The 20313-nt window shown below is 65.2% G+C and carries 18 protein-coding genes; 12 read left to right on the forward strand and 6 right to left on the reverse strand.

Going from position 1 to position 20313, the window contains the following annotated elements; all coding sequences use genetic code 11:
- Window positions 1–40: 40 nt before the first annotated feature.
- Complete coding sequence (locus tag J6525_RS07645) at window positions 41–1861, reverse strand: flavin-containing monooxygenase (RefSeq protein WP_225643341.1); 1821 nt, start codon at window positions 1859–1861, stop codon at window positions 41–43.
- Window positions 1862–1977: 116 nt separating this feature from the next.
- Here J6525_RS07645 and J6525_RS07650 point away from each other — a divergent pair, with 116 nt between their 5' ends.
- The gene (locus J6525_RS07650) at window positions 1978–2766 is read left to right on the forward strand and encodes an IclR family transcriptional regulator (protein ID WP_225643343.1); all 789 of its coding nucleotides are present in this window, start codon (window positions 1978–1980) and stop codon (window positions 2764–2766) included.
- Between the two features lie 240 nt (window positions 2767–3006).
- Here J6525_RS07650 and J6525_RS07655 read toward each other — a convergent pair whose 3' ends face one another.
- The 4 genes from J6525_RS07655 to J6525_RS07670 all read right to left on the reverse strand — a co-directional run bounded on the left by J6525_RS07655 (window position 3007) and on the right by J6525_RS07670 (window position 7878).
- Window positions 3007–4110 carry an ABC transporter ATP-binding protein gene (locus tag J6525_RS07655; RefSeq protein ID WP_225643345.1) on the reverse strand — a complete coding sequence of 368 codons (1104 nt, stop codon included), beginning with the start codon at window positions 4108–4110 and terminating at the stop codon, window positions 3007–3009.
- Window positions 4111–4125: 15 nt separating this feature from the next.
- Entirely contained in the window at window positions 4126–5151 is a 1026-nt protein-coding gene (locus J6525_RS07660) for an ABC transporter substrate-binding protein (RefSeq protein WP_225643347.1), read from the reverse strand.
- Between the two features lie 23 nt (window positions 5152–5174).
- Window positions 5175–6917: an ABC transporter permease gene (locus tag J6525_RS07665; RefSeq protein WP_225643348.1), complete on the reverse strand. Its 1743-nt coding sequence runs from the start codon at window positions 6915–6917 to the stop codon at window positions 5175–5177.
- Between the two features lie 598 nt (window positions 6918–7515).
- Window positions 7516–7878, reverse strand: a complete 363-nt coding sequence (locus tag J6525_RS07670) for a darcynin family protein (RefSeq protein WP_225643350.1) — start codon at window positions 7876–7878, stop codon at window positions 7516–7518.
- Between the two features lie 139 nt (window positions 7879–8017).
- Between J6525_RS07670 and J6525_RS07675 the strand changes: the two genes are divergently transcribed.
- The 9 genes from J6525_RS07675 to soxA all read left to right on the forward strand — a co-directional run bounded on the left by J6525_RS07675 (window position 8018) and on the right by soxA (window position 16209).
- Window positions 8018–8578, forward strand: a complete 561-nt coding sequence (locus J6525_RS07675; RefSeq protein ID WP_225643352.1) for a TetR/AcrR family transcriptional regulator — start codon at window positions 8018–8020, stop codon at window positions 8576–8578.
- A gap of 100 nt (window positions 8579–8678) precedes the next feature.
- Window positions 8679–10076, forward strand: coding sequence for an MFS transporter (locus J6525_RS07680; protein WP_225643354.1), 1398 nt, complete (start codon window positions 8679–8681; stop codon window positions 10074–10076).
- Between the two features lie 153 nt (window positions 10077–10229).
- Window positions 10230–10679, forward strand: coding sequence for a (2Fe-2S)-binding protein (locus tag J6525_RS07685; RefSeq protein ID WP_016846497.1), 450 nt, complete (start codon window positions 10230–10232; stop codon window positions 10677–10679).
- Between the two features lie 10 nt (window positions 10680–10689).
- Window positions 10690–12876, forward strand: a complete 2187-nt coding sequence (locus J6525_RS07690) for a xanthine dehydrogenase family protein molybdopterin-binding subunit (protein WP_225643356.1) — start codon at window positions 10690–10692, stop codon at window positions 12874–12876.
- Window positions 12877–12933: 57 nt separating this feature from the next.
- On the forward strand, window positions 12934–14205 hold the full coding sequence (locus J6525_RS07695; protein ID WP_225643358.1) for an NAD(P)/FAD-dependent oxidoreductase: 1272 nt from the start codon (window positions 12934–12936) through the stop codon (window positions 14203–14205).
- A complete protein-coding gene (gene soxX, locus J6525_RS07700; RefSeq protein WP_225643360.1) occupies window positions 14198–14641 on the forward strand; it encodes a sulfur oxidation c-type cytochrome SoxX in 444 nt (147 codons plus the stop codon). Before J6525_RS07695 ends, soxX begins: the two co-directional genes overlap by 8 nt.
- 13 nt (window positions 14642–14654) lie before the next feature.
- Window positions 14655–15119 carry a SoxY-related AACIE arm protein gene (locus J6525_RS07705; protein WP_092082633.1) on the forward strand — a complete coding sequence of 155 codons (465 nt, stop codon included), beginning with the start codon at window positions 14655–14657 and terminating at the stop codon, window positions 15117–15119.
- On the forward strand, window positions 15119–15439 hold the full coding sequence (soxZ, locus tag J6525_RS07710; protein ID WP_225643362.1) for a thiosulfate oxidation carrier complex protein SoxZ: 321 nt from the start codon (window positions 15119–15121) through the stop codon (window positions 15437–15439). Before J6525_RS07705 ends, soxZ begins: the two co-directional genes overlap by 1 nt.
- On the forward strand, window positions 15436–16209 hold the full coding sequence (gene soxA, locus J6525_RS07715) for a sulfur oxidation c-type cytochrome SoxA (protein ID WP_225643364.1): 774 nt from the start codon (window positions 15436–15438) through the stop codon (window positions 16207–16209). The genes soxZ and soxA overlap by 4 nt, the downstream gene beginning before the upstream one ends.
- A 120-nt stretch (window positions 16210–16329) precedes the next feature.
- Here soxA and J6525_RS07720 read toward each other — a convergent pair whose 3' ends face one another.
- Window positions 16330–17103: a ferredoxin--NADP reductase gene (locus J6525_RS07720; protein ID WP_092082629.1), complete on the reverse strand. Its 774-nt coding sequence runs from the start codon at window positions 17101–17103 to the stop codon at window positions 16330–16332.
- 146 nt (window positions 17104–17249) lie between these two features.
- Between J6525_RS07720 and J6525_RS07725 the strand changes: the two genes are divergently transcribed.
- Together J6525_RS07725 and J6525_RS07730 are read left to right on the forward strand one after the other, a co-directional pair.
- Window positions 17250–18446 (forward strand): amidohydrolase family protein, encoded by a 1197-nt coding sequence (locus J6525_RS07725; RefSeq protein WP_225643367.1) that lies wholly within the window; start codon window positions 17250–17252, stop codon window positions 18444–18446.
- Window positions 18447–18829: 383 nt separating this feature from the next.
- Window positions 18830–20230, forward strand: coding sequence for a selenium-binding protein SBP56-related protein (locus J6525_RS07730; protein WP_225643369.1), 1401 nt, complete (start codon window positions 18830–18832; stop codon window positions 20228–20230).
- Window positions 20231–20313 lie beyond the last annotated feature (83 nt).

The following is a 20313-nucleotide window of genomic DNA, read 5'->3' on the forward strand; positions in this document are numbered from 1 at the left end:
CTCCCTCGATTGGCGGAAATCGGTTCCGATCGCGCTTCCCTCAGCGGAATTGCACGCCCTCGAACTGGCCGCTGCGGCGCCAGCCGTCGATATATTTGAAGTAGGCCAGCGCGCCCGCGGGATGGCCGACACTGAGCTTGGCCGCGGGACCGGGCTCACGGCCCTCATTGTTGTAGTAGCCGGGCGTGCAATCCGGCCCGCCGATCATCCGGCCGACGCCAGTCAGCAGCAGCTCGACCCAGCGATCCTCGGCTTCCTTGCCGACCTCGATTTCCATGAAGCCGTTGTCCCGCGCGTGGCCGACCATCAGCGCGATGGTCCGCGCCGCTTCGGTCAGATTGTGCGGCACGTTGGAGATCAGATTGGCGCCCTGGGTCGGCTGCACGAAGAACACGTTGGGGAAGCCGTGCACGTGGATGCCGTGCTTGGTACGCATGCCCTCGGCCCAGTGCTCCGATAGCTTGATGCCGTCGCGGCCGGTCAGATCGAAGCCCGCGCGCCGCTTGTACTCGGTACCGACCTCAAAACCGGACGCATAGATGATGCAGTCGAGCTGATATTCCTTGCCCGCAACGACGATCCCGTTCTCGGTGATCTCCTCGACGCCCTTGCCGTCGGTATCGACCAGATGGGTGCCCGGCGTATTGAACGCCTGCAGATAGGCGTCGTGGAAGCATGGCCGCTTGCAGAGCTGGCCGTACCAGGCCTTGAGATTCCTGGCAGTGTCGGCATCGCGGACGATGGTGTCGACCCGGTTGCGGATTTCCTCCATCTTCTCGAAGTCAGAATCCTCGAACGCGGCCCGCATGTTCTCCACGCTTCGCTGCTCGCGCGGCAGCAGCATGATCTTGGCGCGGATCCGCTTCGACAGGTCGGTCCAGCCGTCCTGCACCAGATCCTCCTCGGCCGATCCGCCGGCCTGGTTGGCGGTGAAATTCTCCAGCCAGCGCTGTTGCCAGCCCGGCGTCGCGATCTCGGCAAACCAGTCGGGATCGATCGGCCCATTGCCGCGCACGTCGACCGACGATGGCGTGCGCTGGAATACGTAGAGCTCCTTGCAGGCGCGGGCGAGGTGCGGAATGCACTGCACCGAGGTCGCGCCGGTGCCGATGATGCCGACGCGCTTGTCGGCAAGCTTGTCCATCAGCGCGCCTTTGGGGTCACCGCCGGTGTAGTCGTAATCCCAGCGGCTGGTGTGGAACGAGTGGCCCTTGAAGCGCTCGATGCCGGGTATGCCGGGCAGTTTCGGCACGTGCAGCGGGCCGGTGCCGATGCCGACATATTGCGCGGTGAACGCGTCGCCCCTCGTGGTGCGGATGATCCAGCGCGATCGCGCGGCGTCCCAATCGAGGCTCGTCACCTCGGTGTGGAACAGCGCGTTGTCGTAGAGATTGAATTGCCTGCCTATCCGCTGGCAATGCGCGAGGATCTCGGGCGCATGCGCGTATTTCTCGGAGGGCATATGGCCGGTCTCTTCGAGCAGCGGCATGTAGACCATCGACGCCGTATCGCACTGCGCGCCGGGATACCTGTTCCAGTACCAGGTGCCGCCGAAATCGCCGCCCTTCTCGACAATGCGGACGTCCGTGATCCCGGCCTCGGTCAGCCGCGCCGCGGTGGCGAGCCCGGCGAAGCCGCCGCCGATAAAGGCGAAGGTGACGTGATCGGTCTTCGGCGCGCGCTCAACGACCGGCGTGTAGGGATGGTCGAGATAATGCGCGAGCTGGCCCTTGATCTGGAGATACTGGTCATTGCCGTCGGGACGCAGCCGCTTGTTGCGCTCCTCCTGATACTTCAGGCGCAGCCGCGCCTTGTCGATCGCGGCGGGCTTTGCGTCTCGGGCTTGCTCGGTCATCGTCATCGGAGGGCGCCTCGCTCCAGCGGTCCTTATTCTCGGCAGATAAACCGATATCGATACGATTTGCAAATTCATTCCGATATATTGACAAATCCGACCATCTGAGACCAATATTCCGTATGACAGCATCTTCCCCTGCCGAGGTTCAGGCGGATCCGTCCTTTGCAACCACCCTGGCGCATGGCCTCGACGTGCTGGCGGCGTTTCGCCGTCATCCCGGCTCGCTGTCGAATGCCGAACTCGCGTTGCATACCGGCCTGTCGCGACCGACGGTGTCGCGGCTGACCTACACGCTCGAGCAGCTCGGCTATCTCAGGCGCGACACCAAGGGCCGCTTCGTGCTTGGGCTGGGCGCGCTCGCCGCCGCCTATCCTGTGTTGTCCGCGCTGAAGGTACGTCAGCTGGCACGTCCGCTGATGCGCGACTTCGCGACCTATGCCGGCGGCACGGTGTCGATCGCGATGCCGTTCGGGATCGACTTCATTTATGTCGAGACGTTGCGCACGACGGATACGGCGCCGCACGTGCCAGACGTCGGCTTTGTCAGCACGCTGGCGCCGACCGCGGTCGGGCGCGCCCTGCTGTCGCTGTTCACCGAGGACGAGCTCGGCGCCTATGTCGCGCGCGTCAAGGCCGAGCGCCCCGACGAGTTCGACTACGTGCAGAAGCGCACCTTGCCCGACATCGAATTGTGCCGCGAGCGCGGTTTTGCCGTCTCGCTCGGCGAATGGCGGCGCGAGATCTTCGGCGTCGCCGCCCCGCTCTATCGCACGCCGACCGGCGAATGCCTGTCGGTCAATTGCGGCGTCCCTTCCTTCCGCTTCAGCGCCGAGCAGATCGAGCGCGAATGCGGCCCGCGCATCCTCGGACTCGCCCGCAGCATCCGCGCTCTGGTGGAGGAAGGTTAGGCGGCGCGCTGGCGGCACGGGCTGCCTGCCATCGCGCCACGCGACGGCCGCCGCTTCACCTCGCCCCCGCGTGCGGGGAGAGGTCGGAACGCATCGTTAGATGGGTTCCGGGTGAGGGGAGCCTTCGCAAACGCAACTATCACTGTATTCGCGGAAGCAGCTCCTCACCCCACCCTCTCCCCGCGAAGAGCAGGGCGAGGGAGCCCAGCCCCTTCGCCCTCGACGCGACAATACCACGCTCTACTCATGCGATGCCGGCCCGCTGTCGCGATAGGCCCACAGGCATTCGCGCGGCAACGCGACCTGTGCCTCGACGCCGACCTGATGGCGCGCGGCGGTGCCGAGCTCGATCGCTTCCAGCCGTTTGCCGAACAGCTCGATGCCGTAGGCGGTCTGGGTGCCCTGATATCTGCGGTCGAGCACCTTTGCCGAGAACGTGTTGGCGCCGTCGGGCCGGCCGATCGCGATGTTCTCGGGCCGCAGCGCGATCCGCACTTTCTCGTCGGGCTTGAGCGCCTGGCACAGCGCGACCTCCCCCTGCCGGCCGTCACCGAAATCGACCACCCCATAGCGGCCATTGCATGTGACGAGCGTGCCCGCGAGTTCGTTGGTGGCGCCGGTGAAATTGGCGACGAACAGATCGGCCGGACGGTTGTAGATCACGTCGGGCGTGTCCATCTGCAGCAGCTTGCCGTCGCGCATCACCCCGATCCGGTCGCCGAGCACGACCGCCTCGGCCTGGTCATGGGTGACGTAGAGCGCGGTCATCCCGGTCTGCTTGAGGATGACGCGAAGGTCGTCGCGCAGCCGCAGGCGCAGTTTGGCATCGAGGTTCGACAGCGGCTCGTCGAGCAGGAGGAGTTGCGGCCGGTACACCATGCTGCGCGCCAGCGCGACGCGCTGCATCTGGCCGCCCGACAGCGCCACCACCGGCCGGTCGGCATAGTCGGACAGTCCGACCAGCGCCAGCGCCTCCTCGACCATGCGGGCAGCATCGGTGCGCCCGATCTTGCGGTGCTTCAGCGGATAGATCACGTTCTGCCGCACCGTCATATGCGGCCACACCGCATAGGACTGGAACACCATGCCGAGATCGCGCGAACGCGGCGGCACGAGGATGCCGCTTGCCGGCGAGGAGACCACCCGCCCGGAAATGCTGATCTCGCCACCGGTCGGATGCTCTAGCCCGGCGACGCAGCGCAGCGTCGTGGTCTTGCCGCAGCCGGACGGCCCCAGCAGCACCACGATCTCGCCGGCCGGCACGCCAAAGCTGACGCCGTCGATGGCCGGGCGGCCGATCGAGAACTGCTTCCTGAGACCGGTGACTTCGAGCGTCGCCGTCATCGCTGCACCATCAGCCTATTGCCGGTAGCCAAACGTCTTGTCCCAGTCCGCGACCCACGCCGCATGCAGCTTCACATACTCGTCGAACTTCGGATACCAGAGCTTGACCACCTTTGGATCGAACCCCTCCGGATATGCCGGCGGCGCCTTCAGGGATGTGAGATTGCCGAGCTCCTTGATCATGAAGGTCTGTCCTTCCTTGGACAGACACCAGTTCAGGAACAGCTTTGCTGCATTGGGATGGGCCGCCGTCTTCGGAATGCCGGTCGCGTAGGGATTGACCGGGGCACCTTCAGGCGGAAAGAAGATCTCGATCGGCGCGCCGTCCTTCTTCTTCTGGTAGATCACGTTGTAGAGCAGCGGCGCGATCGCGATCTCGCCGCGCACCAGCGCATCGGCCGTCGGTGCGCCGGAGGGATACAGCACCGGATGGGTCGCCGCCTGCTTTGCCCAGTAGTCTTCGCCGAGCACCTGGCGCTCGAACATGATCCGCGTCCAGGTGGTGCCGCCGGACTGTGCGAATACCTGCCCGATCAGCTTGTCGTATTGCGGCTTGGTCAGGTCCATCCAGGATTTCGGCGGGTCCTTCACCAGCTCGGTGTTGTAGGCGATCGACCAGGCGATCGTCGCGCGCGGCCAGTATTTCGGCGAGATCAGCGCGTGCGGATCGTAATCGGCCGCGTTCGGCGGCGCGTAATCCTGGAACAGGTCTTCCAGCGGCTGCATCAGCGCGCGGTCGGAATGGTCGATGACATCGGCGATCAACTTGCCGGCCGCAGCCTCCGTCTTGACGCGGGTGATCAGCTGGCCGCCGGGCGCACGGACCATCTCGACCTTGATCTCGGGAAAGCGCTTGTTGAAGGCCTTGATGACCTGCTGCTCGATCTCGGCGAAGTTCGCGGTGTAGTAGACGAGCTTGCCTTCGGACTTGGCCGCCGCGATCAACTCCGCCGAGCCGAACTCCTGCGCCTGTGCCGCAGGCGCCAATGCAAGCGTCGCCACGCTTGCCAAGGCCAGTGTGGTGAAGGTTCGTCTATCCATCGCAATCCTCCCCTTATTCGTTGTTATCCGGTCCGCGCCACGTTGCCCTGCGCCGATCCGCGCGACAGCCAGTTGGCGCCGCCGATCAGAACACCGAGCAGCACGGTCTGCACCAGGCTGAAGGCCGCGGTCTTGCCGATATTGCCGCCTTCGTAATAGTCGAGCAGCAGCACCGACATCACCATGGTGTTGCTGGTGTAGAGGAACAGCGACGAGCCGAGCTCGCGGATCGCCAGCACGAACAGCAGCGTCATCGACGCCAGCACGCCCGGCCGCGCCAGCGGCAACACGATCGTCCTGATGGTGCCGAGCATGCCCTTGCCGCAGACCCAGGCGGCCTCCTCGAGCTCGCGGTGGATCTGCAGGAACGAGGTCGACAGCGCCTTCACGGTGTCCGGCATGAAGCGCGCAATGAAGGCCAGCGCGAGAATCCAGATCGTGCCGTAGAGCCCGCTCGGCACGCCGATCCAGGCCCAGAGATAGGCGACGCCGACCACCAGCCCGGGGATCGCGACCGGCAGGGTCGAGATCAGGTCGATGGCGCCGCGTCCGCTGACGCGGGCGCGATGGATGGTGTAGCCGATCGCAAAGGCGAGCGCGCCGCCGACAACAGCCGTGATGACGCCGACCTCGACCGCATTGTAGATCGAGCGCATCGTCAACGGATTGTCGAAGATGCTCTCGAAATGCGTCAGCGAATATTGCCGCATGTCGAACAGGCTCGCGACGTCGCGGATGAACATGAACTTGCGGAACGCCGCGACGATCAGCGCCAGCGACGGCAGCACCACGACGATGAGAAGGTAGACGATCCCGATCGCGAAGGTGAGCCAGCGCCATGGGCCGAGATCGAGGCTGCGCGGCCGGAACGCCTTGCCCGCGACAGTGGTGTAGCTGCGTCCGCTCAGCAATTTCTGCTGCAGATAGACCAGCAGCCCCGTGACAACCATCAGGATGATCGCGACCGCAGCCGCGGTGTTGTAGAGCGGCGGCGACCAGTTGGTGAGCTTGAAGATGTAAGTGGTGAGCACGTTCAGGTTGGTCGGCGCGCCGAGCACGGCGGGGATGCCGTAGATGCCGAGCATCACGATGAACGACAGCAGCATGCCCGAGACGATCGCCGGCATGATCAGCGGGAACGTCACCGTGAACAGGGTCGCGACCGGGCTCGCGCCGGAGATCTCCGCGGCCTCCTCCAGGCTCGGGTCCATGTTGCGCAGCGCCGACGAGGTGAACATGTAGACATAGGGCGCGTAGTAGATGCCGAATACGAACACCAGGCCCCACATCGAATAGAGATCGACGCGCAGGTCGGAGCCCATCCACTTGAACATCGTATTGATCAAGCCGGTCTTCGGCGAACCGAGAATGGCCCAGGCCACCCCCGCGACCAGCGGCGGCGCGAACAGCGGCAGGATGCTGGCCGCGGCGATGAAGCCCTTGAACGGCGTGTTGGTGCGCACCACGATCCAGGAGAACAACAGCCCGATCGCGACCGCGATCACCGTGCCGCCGCCGCAGGCAATCAGCGTGTTGAGCAGCGCTTCGGCGACGTTCGGATTGGCCAGCACGGCGAGGAAATTGGCGATCGACAAATGGCTCAGGCTGAGACGGATGCCGTCGACCACCGGATTGGTGTCGGTGAGCGCGCCGAGCAGCAGCATGAAGACGGGATAGATGACCAGGAAGGTCAGGATCGCCAGCAATGCCGCGACCCAGAGGCCGGTGAACGCGCGGCGGCGAGTTCCCTCGCTGGCGCTTCGCATGGCTTCGCTGCGCCGGTCGGCCTGTCCGTGCAATGCGCGTTCCCTCTTGCGGCCCGATCTGACGCCGGGCCTGCTTGTATACCAACGTAGTCGATCGCGACTGTGACGCAAGCTATCCGAAAGTCGCTTCGGCGCGTTTCTGTGACGCACCATGGGAACACGAAATCGATTGATCGCGTTCGCGCGCTGCATCCACCGCCGTCGTCCCGGCGAAGGCCGGGACCCATACTCCGCGGCGGATGTCTTGAACGGGACTCGTCGTTCCAGCACGCCCGACAAGCAGCATCGGTGGTTATGGGTCCCGGCCTGCGCCGGGACGACGATGCGGGTGGGGCGGAATTCGAGATGTCAAAACAGCCACTCGGTGTCATCACCCGCGCAAGCGAAAGCGGGTGATCCATCACTGACACCTCACTCCAAGGCATTGACGGACCAATCCAGCCAATGTTGATGTGTCAGCTATGTCTCCGAACACCCGTCAGTGATCTGTCCGGGCTGAACATCGAGCCGGGCGATGACAGACGTGGATGGGACGCAGTTGCGTCGCCACAGGCTGCCGGGACGCCGGCCCGGAACGATCCGGGCTGGCGTTGGCATCCTAGGCAAGGTAATTCCCTTCGAGTGCCGGCATGATGTCGAGCACTTCGAAATAGTGGTCCCAGAATCTCGTCTCGCGCAGGTGGTCGCAGAACCACGCCCAGGCCGAGAGGTCATCGGTCTCGCAGATCATGACGTCGGTCGCCCTGGTCGAGAAGGCCTCCGGCTCGAACCAGCGCACCTTCAGCTCCGGACGGCGCTTGAGCAAAGGAATGACCTCCTCGTGCAGGAAGGCGAGGCGCTGCTCGGTCTTCAGATCGAGCCAGTGCCGCGTGGTCTTGACCATGACGAAGATATGAAACCTGTGCGGATCGTCCTCGTGCTCGGGAAGCACGGGAGACGAGGTCGTTTGCAGTGTCACCATTGATCGGTTCTCCTTTCACGCCATAATGTGAGTAATTGCTCATATTCCACTACTCGCGTTTTGGGAGATGCCCGCCATGCCGCCGAAGCGGCGTACAAAGGCCCGGAAACAGCCGCTTCAGCAGCGTTCGCGGGAAACCGTGGCGGTGATTCTGGAAGCGGCGGCTCGCGTTCTGGAGGCGCGTGGGCTCGAGGGCTACAACACCAATGCGGTCGCCGAGCGCGGCGGGATCAGCATCGGCTCGGTGTACCAGTACTTCCCGAACAAGGACGCGCTGACGCTGGCTTTGATCACGAGGTTCGAGGACGCGCTGCTGGCGAAAGTACGGGATGCGGTCGCGGCATCCGAGGGCAAGAGCCTGACGGTATCGCTCAGCCTGATCGTTCGGGCCCAGCTCGAGGCGCATGCCGAGCGCGCCGGGCTCAATCGCATTCTGGAGGCCGAGGAGGATCGCCTGCGCCCGGCGTCATCGGGCACGTCAGCGACCGGCGAATTGAAGGAACTGGTCGCCGCCCTGCTGGCGCGGCATCGTCGTGAGATCGCAAGGCCAGTCGACGATGACGCCGTCGAGGATTTGATCGTGATCAGCCGCGCCATGGTCGACCACGCGCTTCAAAACGACCTCTCGCAGGCTGCGGCCAGCCGCCGGGTGCTGCGCGCCATCGAGGGATATCTGTTCGGTCCGCGGCCGGACTTTTGACGCTTCCGGCAAGGCCGCTTCGCATACGCATCATGCAATGGCGCGGCTGGGGAACGGGATGCCGGCGTAGTACATGGCGGTCCCGGAGACATTTTCAGGCATGCTCGAGAAGACCCCGACCACCGCGGCAGCGACGCCGATCACCGATGGATTGCCTTGGGAACGCCGCCGCTGGGCGGTGGCCGCGATCTTCACGGCGCTGGCGATGGCCTCGCTCGATACCGCGATCGCCAATATCGCGCTGCCGGCGATCGCGAGCGATCTGCATGTCAGCCCTGCGGAAGTGGTCTGGGTCGTCAACGTCTATCAGATCGCGCTGGTCGCGACACTGCTGCCGCTCGGCGCGCTCGGCGAGATCGTCGGCCATCAGCGAATCTATCTCGGGGGCCTCCTGCTATTCACATTGGCGTCACTCGGCTGCGCCCTGGCATGGTCGCTGCCGAGCCTCTTGGTCGCGCGCACCTTGCAGGGGCTCGGCGCCAGCGGCCTGATGAGCGTCAACACCGCGCTGGTGCGCTTCGTCTATCCGAGCCGGATGCTCGGCCGCGGCTTCGGCCACAATGCGCTCGTGGTCGCGACCGCCTTCACGCTGGGGCCGACCATCGCCTCCGGAATCCTCGCGCTCGGCCCATGGCCCTGGCTGTTCGCCGTCAACATTCCCTTCGGCGTCGTCGCGTTGCTGATCGGCATGAAGACGCTGCCGACGACGCCGCGCGCCACCCACGCCTTCGATTTCGCCGGCGCGGCGCTGGCCTGCGCCTGTCTCGGCCTCTTCATCATCGGCATCGGCAGCGCCGCGCACAAGGCCGCGCCGGCGCTTGTCATCGCCGAGCTTGTCGGCGCCGTCCTGTTCGGATGGATCCTGACCCGGCGGCATGCCGATCATCCGGCGCCGATGCTGCCGATCGACCTGTTCCGGCGGCCGATCTTCGCGCTGTCGGCCGCGACCGCGGTCTGCTCATTCGCTGTGCAGGGCCTCGCCTTCGTTTCGCTGCCGTTCTACTTCGAGGACATATTGCACCGCTCGCAGGTCGAGACCGGCTTCTTCATGACGCCCTGGCCGCTGGTGGTTGCCTTCATGGCACCGATCGGCGGACGGTTGTCGGACCGCTATCCGGCCGGCATTCTCGGCGGCATCGGCATGCTGCTGCTCGGGCTTGGCATGGTGCTGCTCGCGACCCTGCCGGCCGAGCCCAGCGTCGCCAACATTGTCTGGCGCACGATGATCTGCGGCATCGGCTTCGGCTTCTTCCAGACCCCGAACATGAAGGCGATTATGTCGAGCGCGCCGTCGCATCGCAGCGGCAGCGCCAGCGGCATCGTCGCGACCGCGCGGCTGACCGGGCAGACCACCGGCGCCGCCCTCGCCGCGCTCTGCTTCGCGCTGGCCGACCGCGAGGGTGCGACGGTAGCGCTGGCGTTGGGTTCCGGATTTGCCGCGCTCGGCAGCGTCATGAGCTTCCTGCGTTTGGCCGTCGCTTCACCGCAAAAGTCATGACAGGTATGCGGCGCGCACAGTCCGCGGCCAATCACCACAGCATCAACTTTCTTTCGCGCTGCGAGCGCATTTTCTTGATTTGAACCGTTCCAGTTTCAAGGCCAACATCGCTCTGCAGTCCGGTCGGAGGATCGGACCATTCAGGGGATCGCGATGGCAAACCTCAAAATTAACGGCAAGACAATCACTGTAGACGTCGAGGACGATACGCCACTGTTGTGGGCTATCAGAGAGAACGTCGGACTGACGGGGACCAAATACGGTTGCGGCATTGCCCAATGCGGCGCCTGCACCGTGCATATCGACGGCGTCGCGATGCGCTCCTGCGGCGTCACGGTGAGCGAAGCGGCCGGCAAGGAGATCACCACGATCGAGGGTCTCGCGGCGGGCGGCGTGATGCACAAGGTGCAGCTCGCCTGGATCGCCAGCGACGTGCCGCAATGCGGCTATTGCCAGAGCGGCATGATCATGGCCGTCGCGGCGCTCTTGAAGGACAATCCGAAGCCGACCGACGACGACATCAACGACGCCATCACCAATATCTGCCGCTGCGGCACCTTCCAGCAGGTGCGCGAGGCGATCCATGCTGCCGCGAACGCATAAGGACGCAGCGATGAACCAGCACGTCATGCCAAAGCTCAATCGCCGCGCCTTCGTGATCGGCACCGCAACCGCCGGCGCCGGCCTCGCGCTCGGCCTCGATCTGCCGTTCGGCGGCCCCTCCGTGGTGCGCGCAGCCGACGGCGCGCCCGAGGTCAATGCCTGGGTCGTGATCCGGCCCGACGACACCGTGGTGATCCGCATCGCCCGCTCCGAAATGGGCCAGGGCACGCTCACCGGCCTCGCCCAGCTCGTCGCCGAAGAACTGGAATGCGACTGGTCGAAGGTCACGACAGAATATCCGACGCCCGGCCAGAGCGTCGCCCGCAAGCGCGCCTGGGGCGACTTCTCGACCGGTGGCAGCCGCGGCATCCGCACCTCGCAGGACTATGTCCGCAAGGGCGGCGCCACCGCGCGCGTGATGCTGATCCAGGCCGCAGCCAACGAGTGGAAGGTGCCGGCCTCGGAGTGCAAGGTCTCTAACGGAGTCATCACCCACACGCCCTCGGGCAAGACGACGACCTACGGCAAGGTCGCGGAAGCCGCGGCCAAGCTCGAGCCGCCGGCCGACGTCAAGCTGATGGACCCGAAGGACTGGACCATCGCCGGCAAGGGCCTGAAGCGGCTCGACACCGTCGACAAGACCACCGGCAAGATGGTCTACGGCATCGACGTCAAGCTGCCGGGCATGCTGAACGCCGCGATCAAGGATTGCCCGGTGTTCGGCGGCAAGGTGAAGAGCTTTGACGAGGCCAAGCTCGCTGGCATGAAGGGCGTCAAGAAGGTGGTGCAGGTCGGCGACAGCGCCGTTGCCGTCGTCGCCGACACCTGGTGGCACGCCAAGACCGCGCTGGATGCGTTGCCGATTGTCTGGGACGAAGGCCCCAACGCCAAGGTCTCCAGCGAGACGATCGCGACATGGCTCGCCGAAGGTCTCGACAATGCGCAGCCGGCCTATGTCGGCAACCAGAACGGCGACGCCAAGGCGGCGATCGCCAGCGCTGCCAAGAAGGTCGAGGCGGTCTACAGCTATCCCTATCAGAACCACGCCACGATGGAGCCGATGAACGCCACCGTGCTCTACACGCCTGACAAATGCGAGGTCTGGTGCGGCACGCAGAATGGCGAGGCGGCGTTCGCGGCGGCGCTCGAGGCCTCCGGCCTGCCGGCGGAGAAGGTCGACGTGCACAAGCTGATGCTCGGCGGCGGCTTCGGCCGGCGCGGCATGACCGACTATGTGCGGCAGGCGGTGGCGATCGCCAAGCAGATGCCGGGCACGCCGGTCAAGCTGTTGTGGTCGCGCGAAGAGGACATGCAGCACGGCAAATATCACCCAATCACGCAGTGCAAGCTGACCGGTGCGTTCGATGCCGACAACAACCTGGTCGCGCTGCACTACCGGCTGTCGGGTCAATCCATCCTGTTCTCGGTGCGCCCGGAAGCGCTGCAGAACGGCATGGACCCCGCCGCGTTCCAGGGCGTCGCGCAAGCCGGCGAGGCCGCGATCGGCTATTCGGTGCCGAACCTGCTGGTCGAGCATTCGATGCGCAACCCGCACGTTCCGCCGGGCTTCTGGCGCGGCGTCAACGTCAATCACAACGCGATCTACATGGAATGCTTCATGGACGAGCTGGCGCTGGCGGTCGGCCAGAACCCGCTCGAATTCCGCCGCAAGCTGATGAGCAAGCACCCCAAGCATCTCGCCGTGCTCAACGCCGTGGCCGAGAAGATCGGCTGGGGCACGCCGGCGCCGCAGGGCGTCTATCGCGGCATCGCGCAGGTGATGGGCTATGGCAGCTATGTTGCCGGCGCCGCCGAGATCTCGGTGACCGACGGCAGCAAGATCAAGGTGCATCGCATCGTCGCCTCCACCGATCCCGGCTATGTCGTCAACCCGGCGCAGGTCGAGCGGCAGATCGCGGGCTCCTTCGTCTACGGCCTCAGCGCGCTGTTCTACGGCGGCTGCACCGTGAAGGACGGCCGCATCGAGCAGACCAATTTCGACACCTACAACTCGATGCGCATCAACGAAATGCCGAAGGTGGAATCGGTGATGGTACCGAGCGGCGGGTTCTGGGGCGGCGTCGGCGAGCCGACCATCGGCGTTGCGGCGCCGGCGGTGCTCAACGCCTATTTCGCCGCGACGGGAAAGCGCATCCGCAGCTTCCCGCTGCGCAACCAGAACATCAGCTTCGCCTGATCAAACCGGAAGCGGCGGCCCGACCGGCCGCCGCCTCCTTTTTTCGGATTCTCGTGCATGGCCGTCACGCGTCATCAGACGCGCAGGGATGTGATCCGTGGCGCCGCTGCCGTCGCAGCGGCCGCCTTGGCGCGTCCGGCGTTGGCGCAGGCGGCGCCGCGCATCGCGGTGATCGGCGGCGGCTTCGGCGGCGCGGCCTGCGCGCGGGCGCTGCGGCGGCTCGACACCAAGCTTCAGGTTACGCTGATCGAGCCGAACAGGACTTTCACCGCCTGCCCGTTCAGCAACGAGGTGATTGCAGGTCTGCGCGAGCTTGCCGCGCAGCAATTCACCTATGACAAGGTTGCGGCCGACGGCATCACGATTGCCGCACAGGCGGCGACGAAGGTCGACGCGCAGGCGCGCAGCATCGCGCTCGCTGATGGGACAACGCTGTCCTATGACCGGCTGGTGCTGGCCCCCGGCATCGACATGCGCTTCGACGCCCTCTCCGGCTATGACGAGGCAGCGGCCGAGAAGATGCCGCACGCCTGGAAGGCCGGCGAGCAAACCATGCTGCTGCGCAAGCAGCTTGAAGCCATGGACGATGGCGGCCTCGTCGTGATCGCGGTCCCGGCTGCGCCGCTGCGCTGTCCGCCCGCCCCTTACGAGCGCGCCAGCCTGATCGCGCATTATCTGAAGACGAACAAGCCGAAGTCGAAGATCCTGGTGCTCGACGCCAAGGACAATTACTCGCAGCAGAAGCTGTTCGAGAAGGCCTGGACGGAGCTCTATCCCGGCATGATCGAACGGATCGCGCTGTCGCAGGGCGGACGGGTGACGTCGGTCGATCCGGCGACGAATGAGATCGTCACCGACTTCGGCAACTATACCGCCGCGGTCGCCAATGTGATCCCGCCGCAAAGGGCCGGCCGCATTGCTGACATCGCCAGAGCCGCCGACCACACCGGCTGGTGCCCGATCGATCCCGTCACATTTGCTTCAAAGCTCGTGCCCAACATCCACGTCATCGGTGATGCCGCGATCGCCGGCGGCATCCCGAAATCCGCCTCGGCGGCGGCAGCGCAAGGCCGCGCCTGCGCGGCCGCGATCGTGAGCGCGCTTGCCGGCAAGGCACCGGAGACGCCGCGGCTGGATGGTGCCTGCTACAACACGGTCGCGCCGGGCTACGCCTTCTCGCTGAACGGCATCTATCAGCCGAAGGAAGATCAGTACGCCGAGGCGGAGGTCACCACGAGCCCGGTCGACGCGCCGCGCGAGGTGCGCCAGCGCGAGGCAGATCAGGCGCTCGACTGGTTCAAGAGGATCACGGGAGAGGCCTTTGGCTAGGCTCGCCCTCACACTCGCCGCGGGACTGTTCGCGGCCTGCTTGCCCGCCGGCGCCGAGGAGCTGCGGCCCTACACCGTCGTGGGCGATGAGATTCCAGCATCGCTGACGGGAACCAAGGGCGAAGTCGCGCGCGGCCGCGGGCTGATCGTCGAGCGTTCCTCCACTTGCATCCTCTGTCACAGCGGCCCATTTCCCGAGCAGGCGTTCCAGGGCGACCTCGCGCCAAACCTCGCCGGAAGCGGCAGCCGCTGGTCGGAAGGACAGTTGCGGCTCCGCCTGGTCGATGCGTCGCATCTCAATGCGGCGACGATCATGCCGTCCTACTATCGCGTCGAAGGGCTCGTGCGGGTCGGCACCTCATGGCGCGGCAGGCCGATCCTGTCGGCGGAGCAGATCGAGGATCTCGTGGCTTACTTGACGACACTGCGGAACTAGGACCAATCAATCGATGGCGAATTCGGACCACACCACACGCCGGACGTTTCTGAGCCTGACTGGCGGCGCCGCCGCGCTGGTGATCGTGCGCCCCGTGGACGCGACGCCGGCAATGCTGTCGGCCGCGATCCGCAAGGTCATCGGCGAGGCCGATGTGCACACCGGCAAGGTCAAGCTCGACATTCCGCCGCTGGTCGAGAACGGCAACACGGTGCCGATGACGGTCAGCGTCACCAGCCCGATGACGGCGGACGAGTATGTGAAGAGCATCCACGTCTTCAACGAGAAGAACCCGCAGCCGAACATCGGCAATTTCTATCTCGGGCCGCGCGCCGGGCGCGCCCAGGTGTCAACCCGCATCCGCCTCGCCGACAGCCAGAAGGTCACCGCCATCGCGCGGCTGTCTGACGACACGTTCTGGTCTGCAACCGCCGACGTCGTGGTGACGCTCGCTGCCTGCACCGAGGAGGCGATCTGATGCCGTCGGCCCTGATCAATGTCCCGGCCAAGGCCAAGCGCGGCAGCGTCATCGAGATCAAGACGCTGATGTCGCACATCATGGAGACCGGCTACCGCCACACGGCCTCGGGCAGCGTGGTGCCGCGCGACATCATCACGAGCTTCACTTGCCGCTTCAACGGCAAGGAAGTGTTCCGCGCCGATCTTTATCCTGCGATCGCGGCCAATCCGTTCATCACCTTCTTCACCACGGTGACCGAGAGCGGCAAGTTCGAATTCGAATGGATCGGCGACAAAGGGTTTTCGGAGACCGCGCGGGCTTCGATCACGGTCGAATGAGGATTGCGGTCTGCATCGCGCTGCTGGCGGCGATGGCGGGCGCCGCGCTCGCGACCGAGATCCCGCGATCCGAACGCCGCTCCGGCTACAGCTTCATGAGCGCCGACAGCAAGGCGATGCAGGACGAGGACACCGCCAATCCCGGCATGCTGTCCGTGCTCGACGGCGAGGCCTTGTGGACGCGCAAGGCCGGCGCCGCAAACAAGGCCTGCGCCGACTGCCACAATGATGCGCGCGTCAGCATGAAGGGCGTCGCGGCGCGCTACCCGGCCTTCGACAAGGCGCAAGGCAAGCCGGTCGACCTCGAGGGACGGATCAACCTCTGCCGCACCGACCACCAGCAGGCCTCGCCTTTCGCCTATGAAAGCCGCGAGCTGCTGGCGCTGACCGCCTATGTCGCACGGCAATCGCGCGGCATGCCGATTACGGCCGGCGGCGATCCGGAGCTCGCGCCGTTCGTCGAACAGGGCCACGCGCTGTTCATGCAACGACAGGGCCAGCTCAATCTCGGCTGCACCAACTGCCACGATGATAACTGGGACAAGAAGCTCGCGGGCAGCGCGATCACGCAAGGGCAGCCGACCGGCTATCCGCTGTACCGGCTGGAATGGCAGGCGCTCGGATCGCTGCAGCGACGGCTGCGCGCCTGCATCACCGGCATCCGCGCGCAGGCTTATGATTACGGCTCGCCCGAGCTGGTCGAGCTCGAGCTCTATCTGATGGCGCGGGCGCGCGGCATGCCGATCGAGACGCCGGCGGTCAGGCCTTGACTACACAGCTCCATCCGCGTCATTGCAAGGAGCGGAGCGACGAAGCAATCCATCCCTCCGTGCGCTGGGTAGCAATGGATTGCTTCGCCTCGCTCGCAATGACGGCGAAATGTGCGGGCTTCAGCGCTCGGCGAACGCCTTCTCGACCACGAACTGCGCGGGCTCGCCGTGATTGCCTTCGACGAAGCCGCGGCCGTTCAGCAGCGTGCGGGTGTCGGCGACCAGCGCGGGCGAACCGCAGATCATGACGCGGTCATGGGCGGCATCGAGCGCCGGCAGGCCGATGTCGGTGAACAGCTTGCCCGAGGTGATGAGGTCGGTGATGCGGCCGCGGTTGCGGAACGGATCGCGCGTCACGGTCGGGTAGTAGATCAGCTGGTCGCGCACCAATTCGCCGATCAGTTCGTCCTGCGGCAGCTTCTCGGTGATCATCTCGCCATAGGCGAGCTCCTTGACGCGGCGGCAGCCGTGCAGCAGCACGACCTTCTCGAACCGGTCATAGGTCTCGGGATCCTTGATCACGCTGAGGAACGGCGCGAGGCCGGTGCCGGTGCCGACCAGATAGAGGTTGCGACCATCCTCGAGGTTGTCGATGACCAGCGTGCCGGTCGCCTTGCGGCTGACGATGATCTCGTCGCCTTCCTTGAGGTGCTGGAGGCGCGAGGTCAGCGGGCCGTCCGGAACCTTGATCGAGAAGAACTCCAGCGTGTCCTCGTAGTTCGCGCTGGCGACGCTGTAGGCCCGCAGCAGCGGCTTCTCGCCGATCTTGAGCCCGATCATGGTGAACTCGCCGTTGCGGAAGCGGAACGACGGATTGCGCGTGGTTTTGAAGGAGAACAGCGTGTCGGTCCAGTGGTGAACGCTGAGGACGCTTTCCTGGTTGAAATTGCTCATCGTCAGTTTCCTTGACGCGCGGGCCGGATTGGCGGCAAAATCATTTGTACACGATCGTTCGTATACAAATGAATAATCCAGCTTGATCCGGCCGTCAAGCCACGGGCACAATGGCCGGCGAAGGCGTTGAACCAAAAGGAAAAACCATGGCGCACGATGCACCCCAGGCGACCGGTCCGAGCAAGCTGGTGATCCGCAATATCGGGCTGTTGCTGTCGGGGGCCCTGGAAAAGCCGATCCTGGATGCCGATACCATCGTCGCCGAGAACGGCAAGATATCGGCGATCGGCCGCCTCAAGGACGTCGACACCGAAGGCGCCACCACCATCGTCGATGCCAACGGCACGACGGTCGCGCCCGGGCTGATCGACAGCCACGTCCACCCCGTCGCCGGCGACTGGACGCCGCGGCAGAACCAGATCAACTGGATCGACAGCTACCTGCATGGCGGCGTCACCACCATGATCTCCGCCGGCGAAGTGCACATGCCCGGGCGGCCGCGCGACGTCGTCGGGTTGAAGGCGATGGCGATCTTCGCGCAACGCGCGTTCTGGACGCTGCGACCGGGCGGCGTGAAGGTGCATGCCGGCGCGCCCGTGATCGAATGCGAGATGGTGGAGGACGACTTCAAGGAAATGGCCGCCGCCGGCGTCAAGCTGCTCGGCGAGGTCGGGCTTGGCGGCGTCAAGGACGGACCGACCGCGCGCAAGATGGTCGGCTGGGCGCGCAAATACGGCATTCAGAGCACGATCCACACCGGCGGCCCGTCGATCCCGGGCTCCGGACTGATCGACAAGGACGTGGTGCTGGAGGCCGACACCGACGTGGTCGGCCATATCAATGGCGGCCACACCGCCCTGCCCGACGACCAGATCCGCTGCATCTGCGAGGGCTGCAAGCGCGGGCTCGAGCTGGTGCATAACGGCAATGAGCGCTCGGCGCTGTTCACGCTGCGCACCGCGCGCGAGATGGGCGATCTGCACCGCGTTATCCTCGGCACCGACGCGCCCGCCGGCTCCGGCGTGCAGCCGCTCGGCATCTTGCGGATGGTTTCGCTATTGTCCTCGCTCGGCGAGCTCCCGGCCGAGCTGGCGTTCTGCCTGGCGACCGGCAACACCGCGCGGATGCGCGAGCTCGATTGCGGCCTGATCGAGGTCGGCCGCTCGGCCGATTTCGTGCTGATGGATAAGGCACAGCATTCGCCGGGCAAGAACATCCTGGAGAGCGTTCAGCTCGGCGATCTCCCGGGCATCGGCATGACCATCATCGACGGCATCGTCCGCACCCAGCGCAGCCGCAACACGCCGCCCGCGGGCAAGGTGCCGGAGGTGGTGGCGAAGTGACGTGCACCAAAGCCGTTGCGCGGAGGTAACGGGGTGAACAGCGGTGCAACATATCCGGTGTCGCCCCGGCGAAGGCCGGGACGGCGCTGAACGTTTGGTGCCACTCGTCAGTCATACATTTACTTGCTCTCAGGGTGATCGTGCTGGATCGCTTGCTCAACCCCTTGAGCGGGCTGCCAGATCGCGCGCCCGGCGGCGCGCGGCTTTGCCGCGCCGCCTGCGTAACCGAACCTTGTTTTCACCTGTCACCATTGCGGTGTATCCTGACCGCAAGCGAACCTTAGCCGGCGGCACTCGCAAGAGGCATTTTCGATCCGGATAGTTCTTGCTGCTGCGTGCCGCCATGCCGTGTTGATCTACACCAGGCAATCAGGAGGCAGCCGATGACGATGAGGCCAGATCCTACGTTCCACGCGTCGCCGAAGCTCGCGATGGAAGCGCCGGCCGAGAGCTTTGCCTACACCGTGCTGCTCAGTCCGGATTTTTCAAAGCCGGACGCACTCGCGGTGATCGACGTCAAGCCCGGCTCTCCGACCTACAGCAAGATCGTCCATACGGTGACGATGCCCAACAAGGGCGACGAGTTCCACCATTTCGGCTGGAACGCCTGCTCGTCGGCGCTGTCCCCGCTGGCCGGACACGCCTTCCTCGAGCGTCGCTACCTCATCATCCCCGGCATGCGATCCTCCCGGATCTATATCGTCGACACCAAGCCGGACCCGACGCAAGCGAAGATCCACAAGATCATCGAGCCGGAGGAAATCTTCAAGAAGACCGGCTATTCGCGACCGCACACCATCCACTGCGGGCCGGAAGGCATCTATGTCAGCACGCTCGGCGGGAGTGGCAAGGACGGCACCGACGGCCCGCCCGGCATCTTCATCATGGACTGCGAGACATTCGAGGTGCTCGGCCGGTGGGAGATCGATCGTGGGCCGCAGACCAAGCATTATGACTTCTGGTGGAATCTGCCGCGCGACTACATGGTGAGCAGCGAGTGGGCCTTGCCGCCGCAGTTCGAGAACGGCATCGTGCCGGAAGACCTGCTGTCGAACAAATACGGCCATCGGCTGCATTTCTGGGACCTGCGCGCCCGACGCAATGTCCAGACCATCGACCTCGGCGCCAATCATCAGATGGCGCTGGAGGTGCGTCCGGCGCATGATCCGGTTCGCGAACACGGCTTCGTTGGCGTCGTGGTCGATACCACGAACCTCGAGGGTTCGATCTGGACCTGGTGGCGCGAGGGCGGCAAGTTTCACATCGAGAAGACGGTGACGATCCCGCCCGAGCCTGCATCGAAGGACCAGCTGCCGCCGCTGCTGCAGGGTTTCGGCGCCGTACCTCCGCTGGTGACCGATATCGACTTGTCGATGGACGACAAGTTTCTCTACGTCGCCTGCTGGGGCACCGGCGAGATGCGCCAATACGACGTCAGCGATCCGCGCAAGCCGAAGCTCGCCGGATCGGTCCGCATCGGCGGCATCGTTCATCGTGCGCCTCACCCGAACGGACAGGCCTTTGCCGGCGGGCCGCAGATGGTCGAGATCAGCCGCGACGGCAAGCGGGTGTACTGGACCAATTCGCTCTACTCGACCTGGGACAACCAGTTCTATCCAGAAGGCATTCCCGGCGCCGAGGTGATGGCGAATGCAAGCCCGGGCGGAGGGCTCGAACTGGCGAAGGACTACTGGGTCAGCTTCCCCGACGGCTACCGGGCGCACCAGATCCGGCTCGATGGCGGTGACTGCTCCACCGACTCGTTCTGCTATCCATCGGTCTAGAGCGTTTTCGAGCGAAGTGGGTACCGGTTCGCGTGAAGACAACGCGTCAAAACAAGAATCCAGAGCCCGTTCCGATTCGATCG

The sequence above is a fragment of the Bradyrhizobium australafricanum genome (genome assembly GCF_020329495.1).
Taxonomy (GTDB): Bacteria; Pseudomonadota; Alphaproteobacteria; order Rhizobiales; family Xanthobacteraceae; genus Bradyrhizobium; species Bradyrhizobium australafricanum.

Coding starts and splice junctions, on each gene's coding strand:
- J6525_RS07645 (WP_225643341.1), bottom strand. CDS start 1,861: ATGACGATGACCGAGCAAGCCCGAGACGCAAAGCCCGCCGCGATCGAC.
- J6525_RS07650 (WP_225643343.1), top strand. CDS start 1,978: ATGACAGCATCTTCCCCTGCCGAGGTTCAGGCGGATCCGTCCTTTGCA.
- J6525_RS07655 (WP_225643345.1), bottom strand. CDS start 4,110: ATGACGGCGACGCTCGAAGTCACCGGTCTCAGGAAGCAGTTCTCGATC.
- J6525_RS07660 (WP_225643347.1), bottom strand. CDS start 5,151: ATGGATAGACGAACCTTCACCACACTGGCCTTGGCAAGCGTGGCGACG.
- J6525_RS07665 (WP_225643348.1), bottom strand. CDS start 6,917: ATGCGAAGCGCCAGCGAGGGAACTCGCCGCCGCGCGTTCACCGGCCTC.
- J6525_RS07670 (WP_225643350.1), bottom strand. CDS start 7,878: ATGGTGACACTGCAAACGACCTCGTCTCCCGTGCTTCCCGAGCACGAG.
- J6525_RS07680 (WP_225643354.1), top strand. CDS start 8,679: ATGCTCGAGAAGACCCCGACCACCGCGGCAGCGACGCCGATCACCGAT.
- J6525_RS07685 (WP_016846497.1), top strand. CDS start 10,230: ATGGCAAACCTCAAAATTAACGGCAAGACAATCACTGTAGACGTCGAG.
- J6525_RS07690 (WP_225643356.1), top strand. CDS start 10,690: ATGAACCAGCACGTCATGCCAAAGCTCAATCGCCGCGCCTTCGTGATC.
- J6525_RS07695 (WP_225643358.1), top strand. CDS start 12,934: ATGGCCGTCACGCGTCATCAGACGCGCAGGGATGTGATCCGTGGCGCC.
- J6525_RS07705 (WP_092082633.1), top strand. CDS start 14,655: ATGGCGAATTCGGACCACACCACACGCCGGACGTTTCTGAGCCTGACT.
- soxZ (WP_225643362.1), top strand. CDS start 15,119: ATGCCGTCGGCCCTGATCAATGTCCCGGCCAAGGCCAAGCGCGGCAGC.
- soxA (WP_225643364.1), top strand. CDS start 15,436: ATGAGGATTGCGGTCTGCATCGCGCTGCTGGCGGCGATGGCGGGCGCC.
- J6525_RS07720 (WP_092082629.1), bottom strand. CDS start 17,103: ATGAGCAATTTCAACCAGGAAAGCGTCCTCAGCGTTCACCACTGGACC.
- J6525_RS07725 (WP_225643367.1), top strand. CDS start 17,250: ATGGCGCACGATGCACCCCAGGCGACCGGTCCGAGCAAGCTGGTGATC.
- J6525_RS07730 (WP_225643369.1), top strand. CDS start 18,830: ATGACGATGAGGCCAGATCCTACGTTCCACGCGTCGCCGAAGCTCGCG.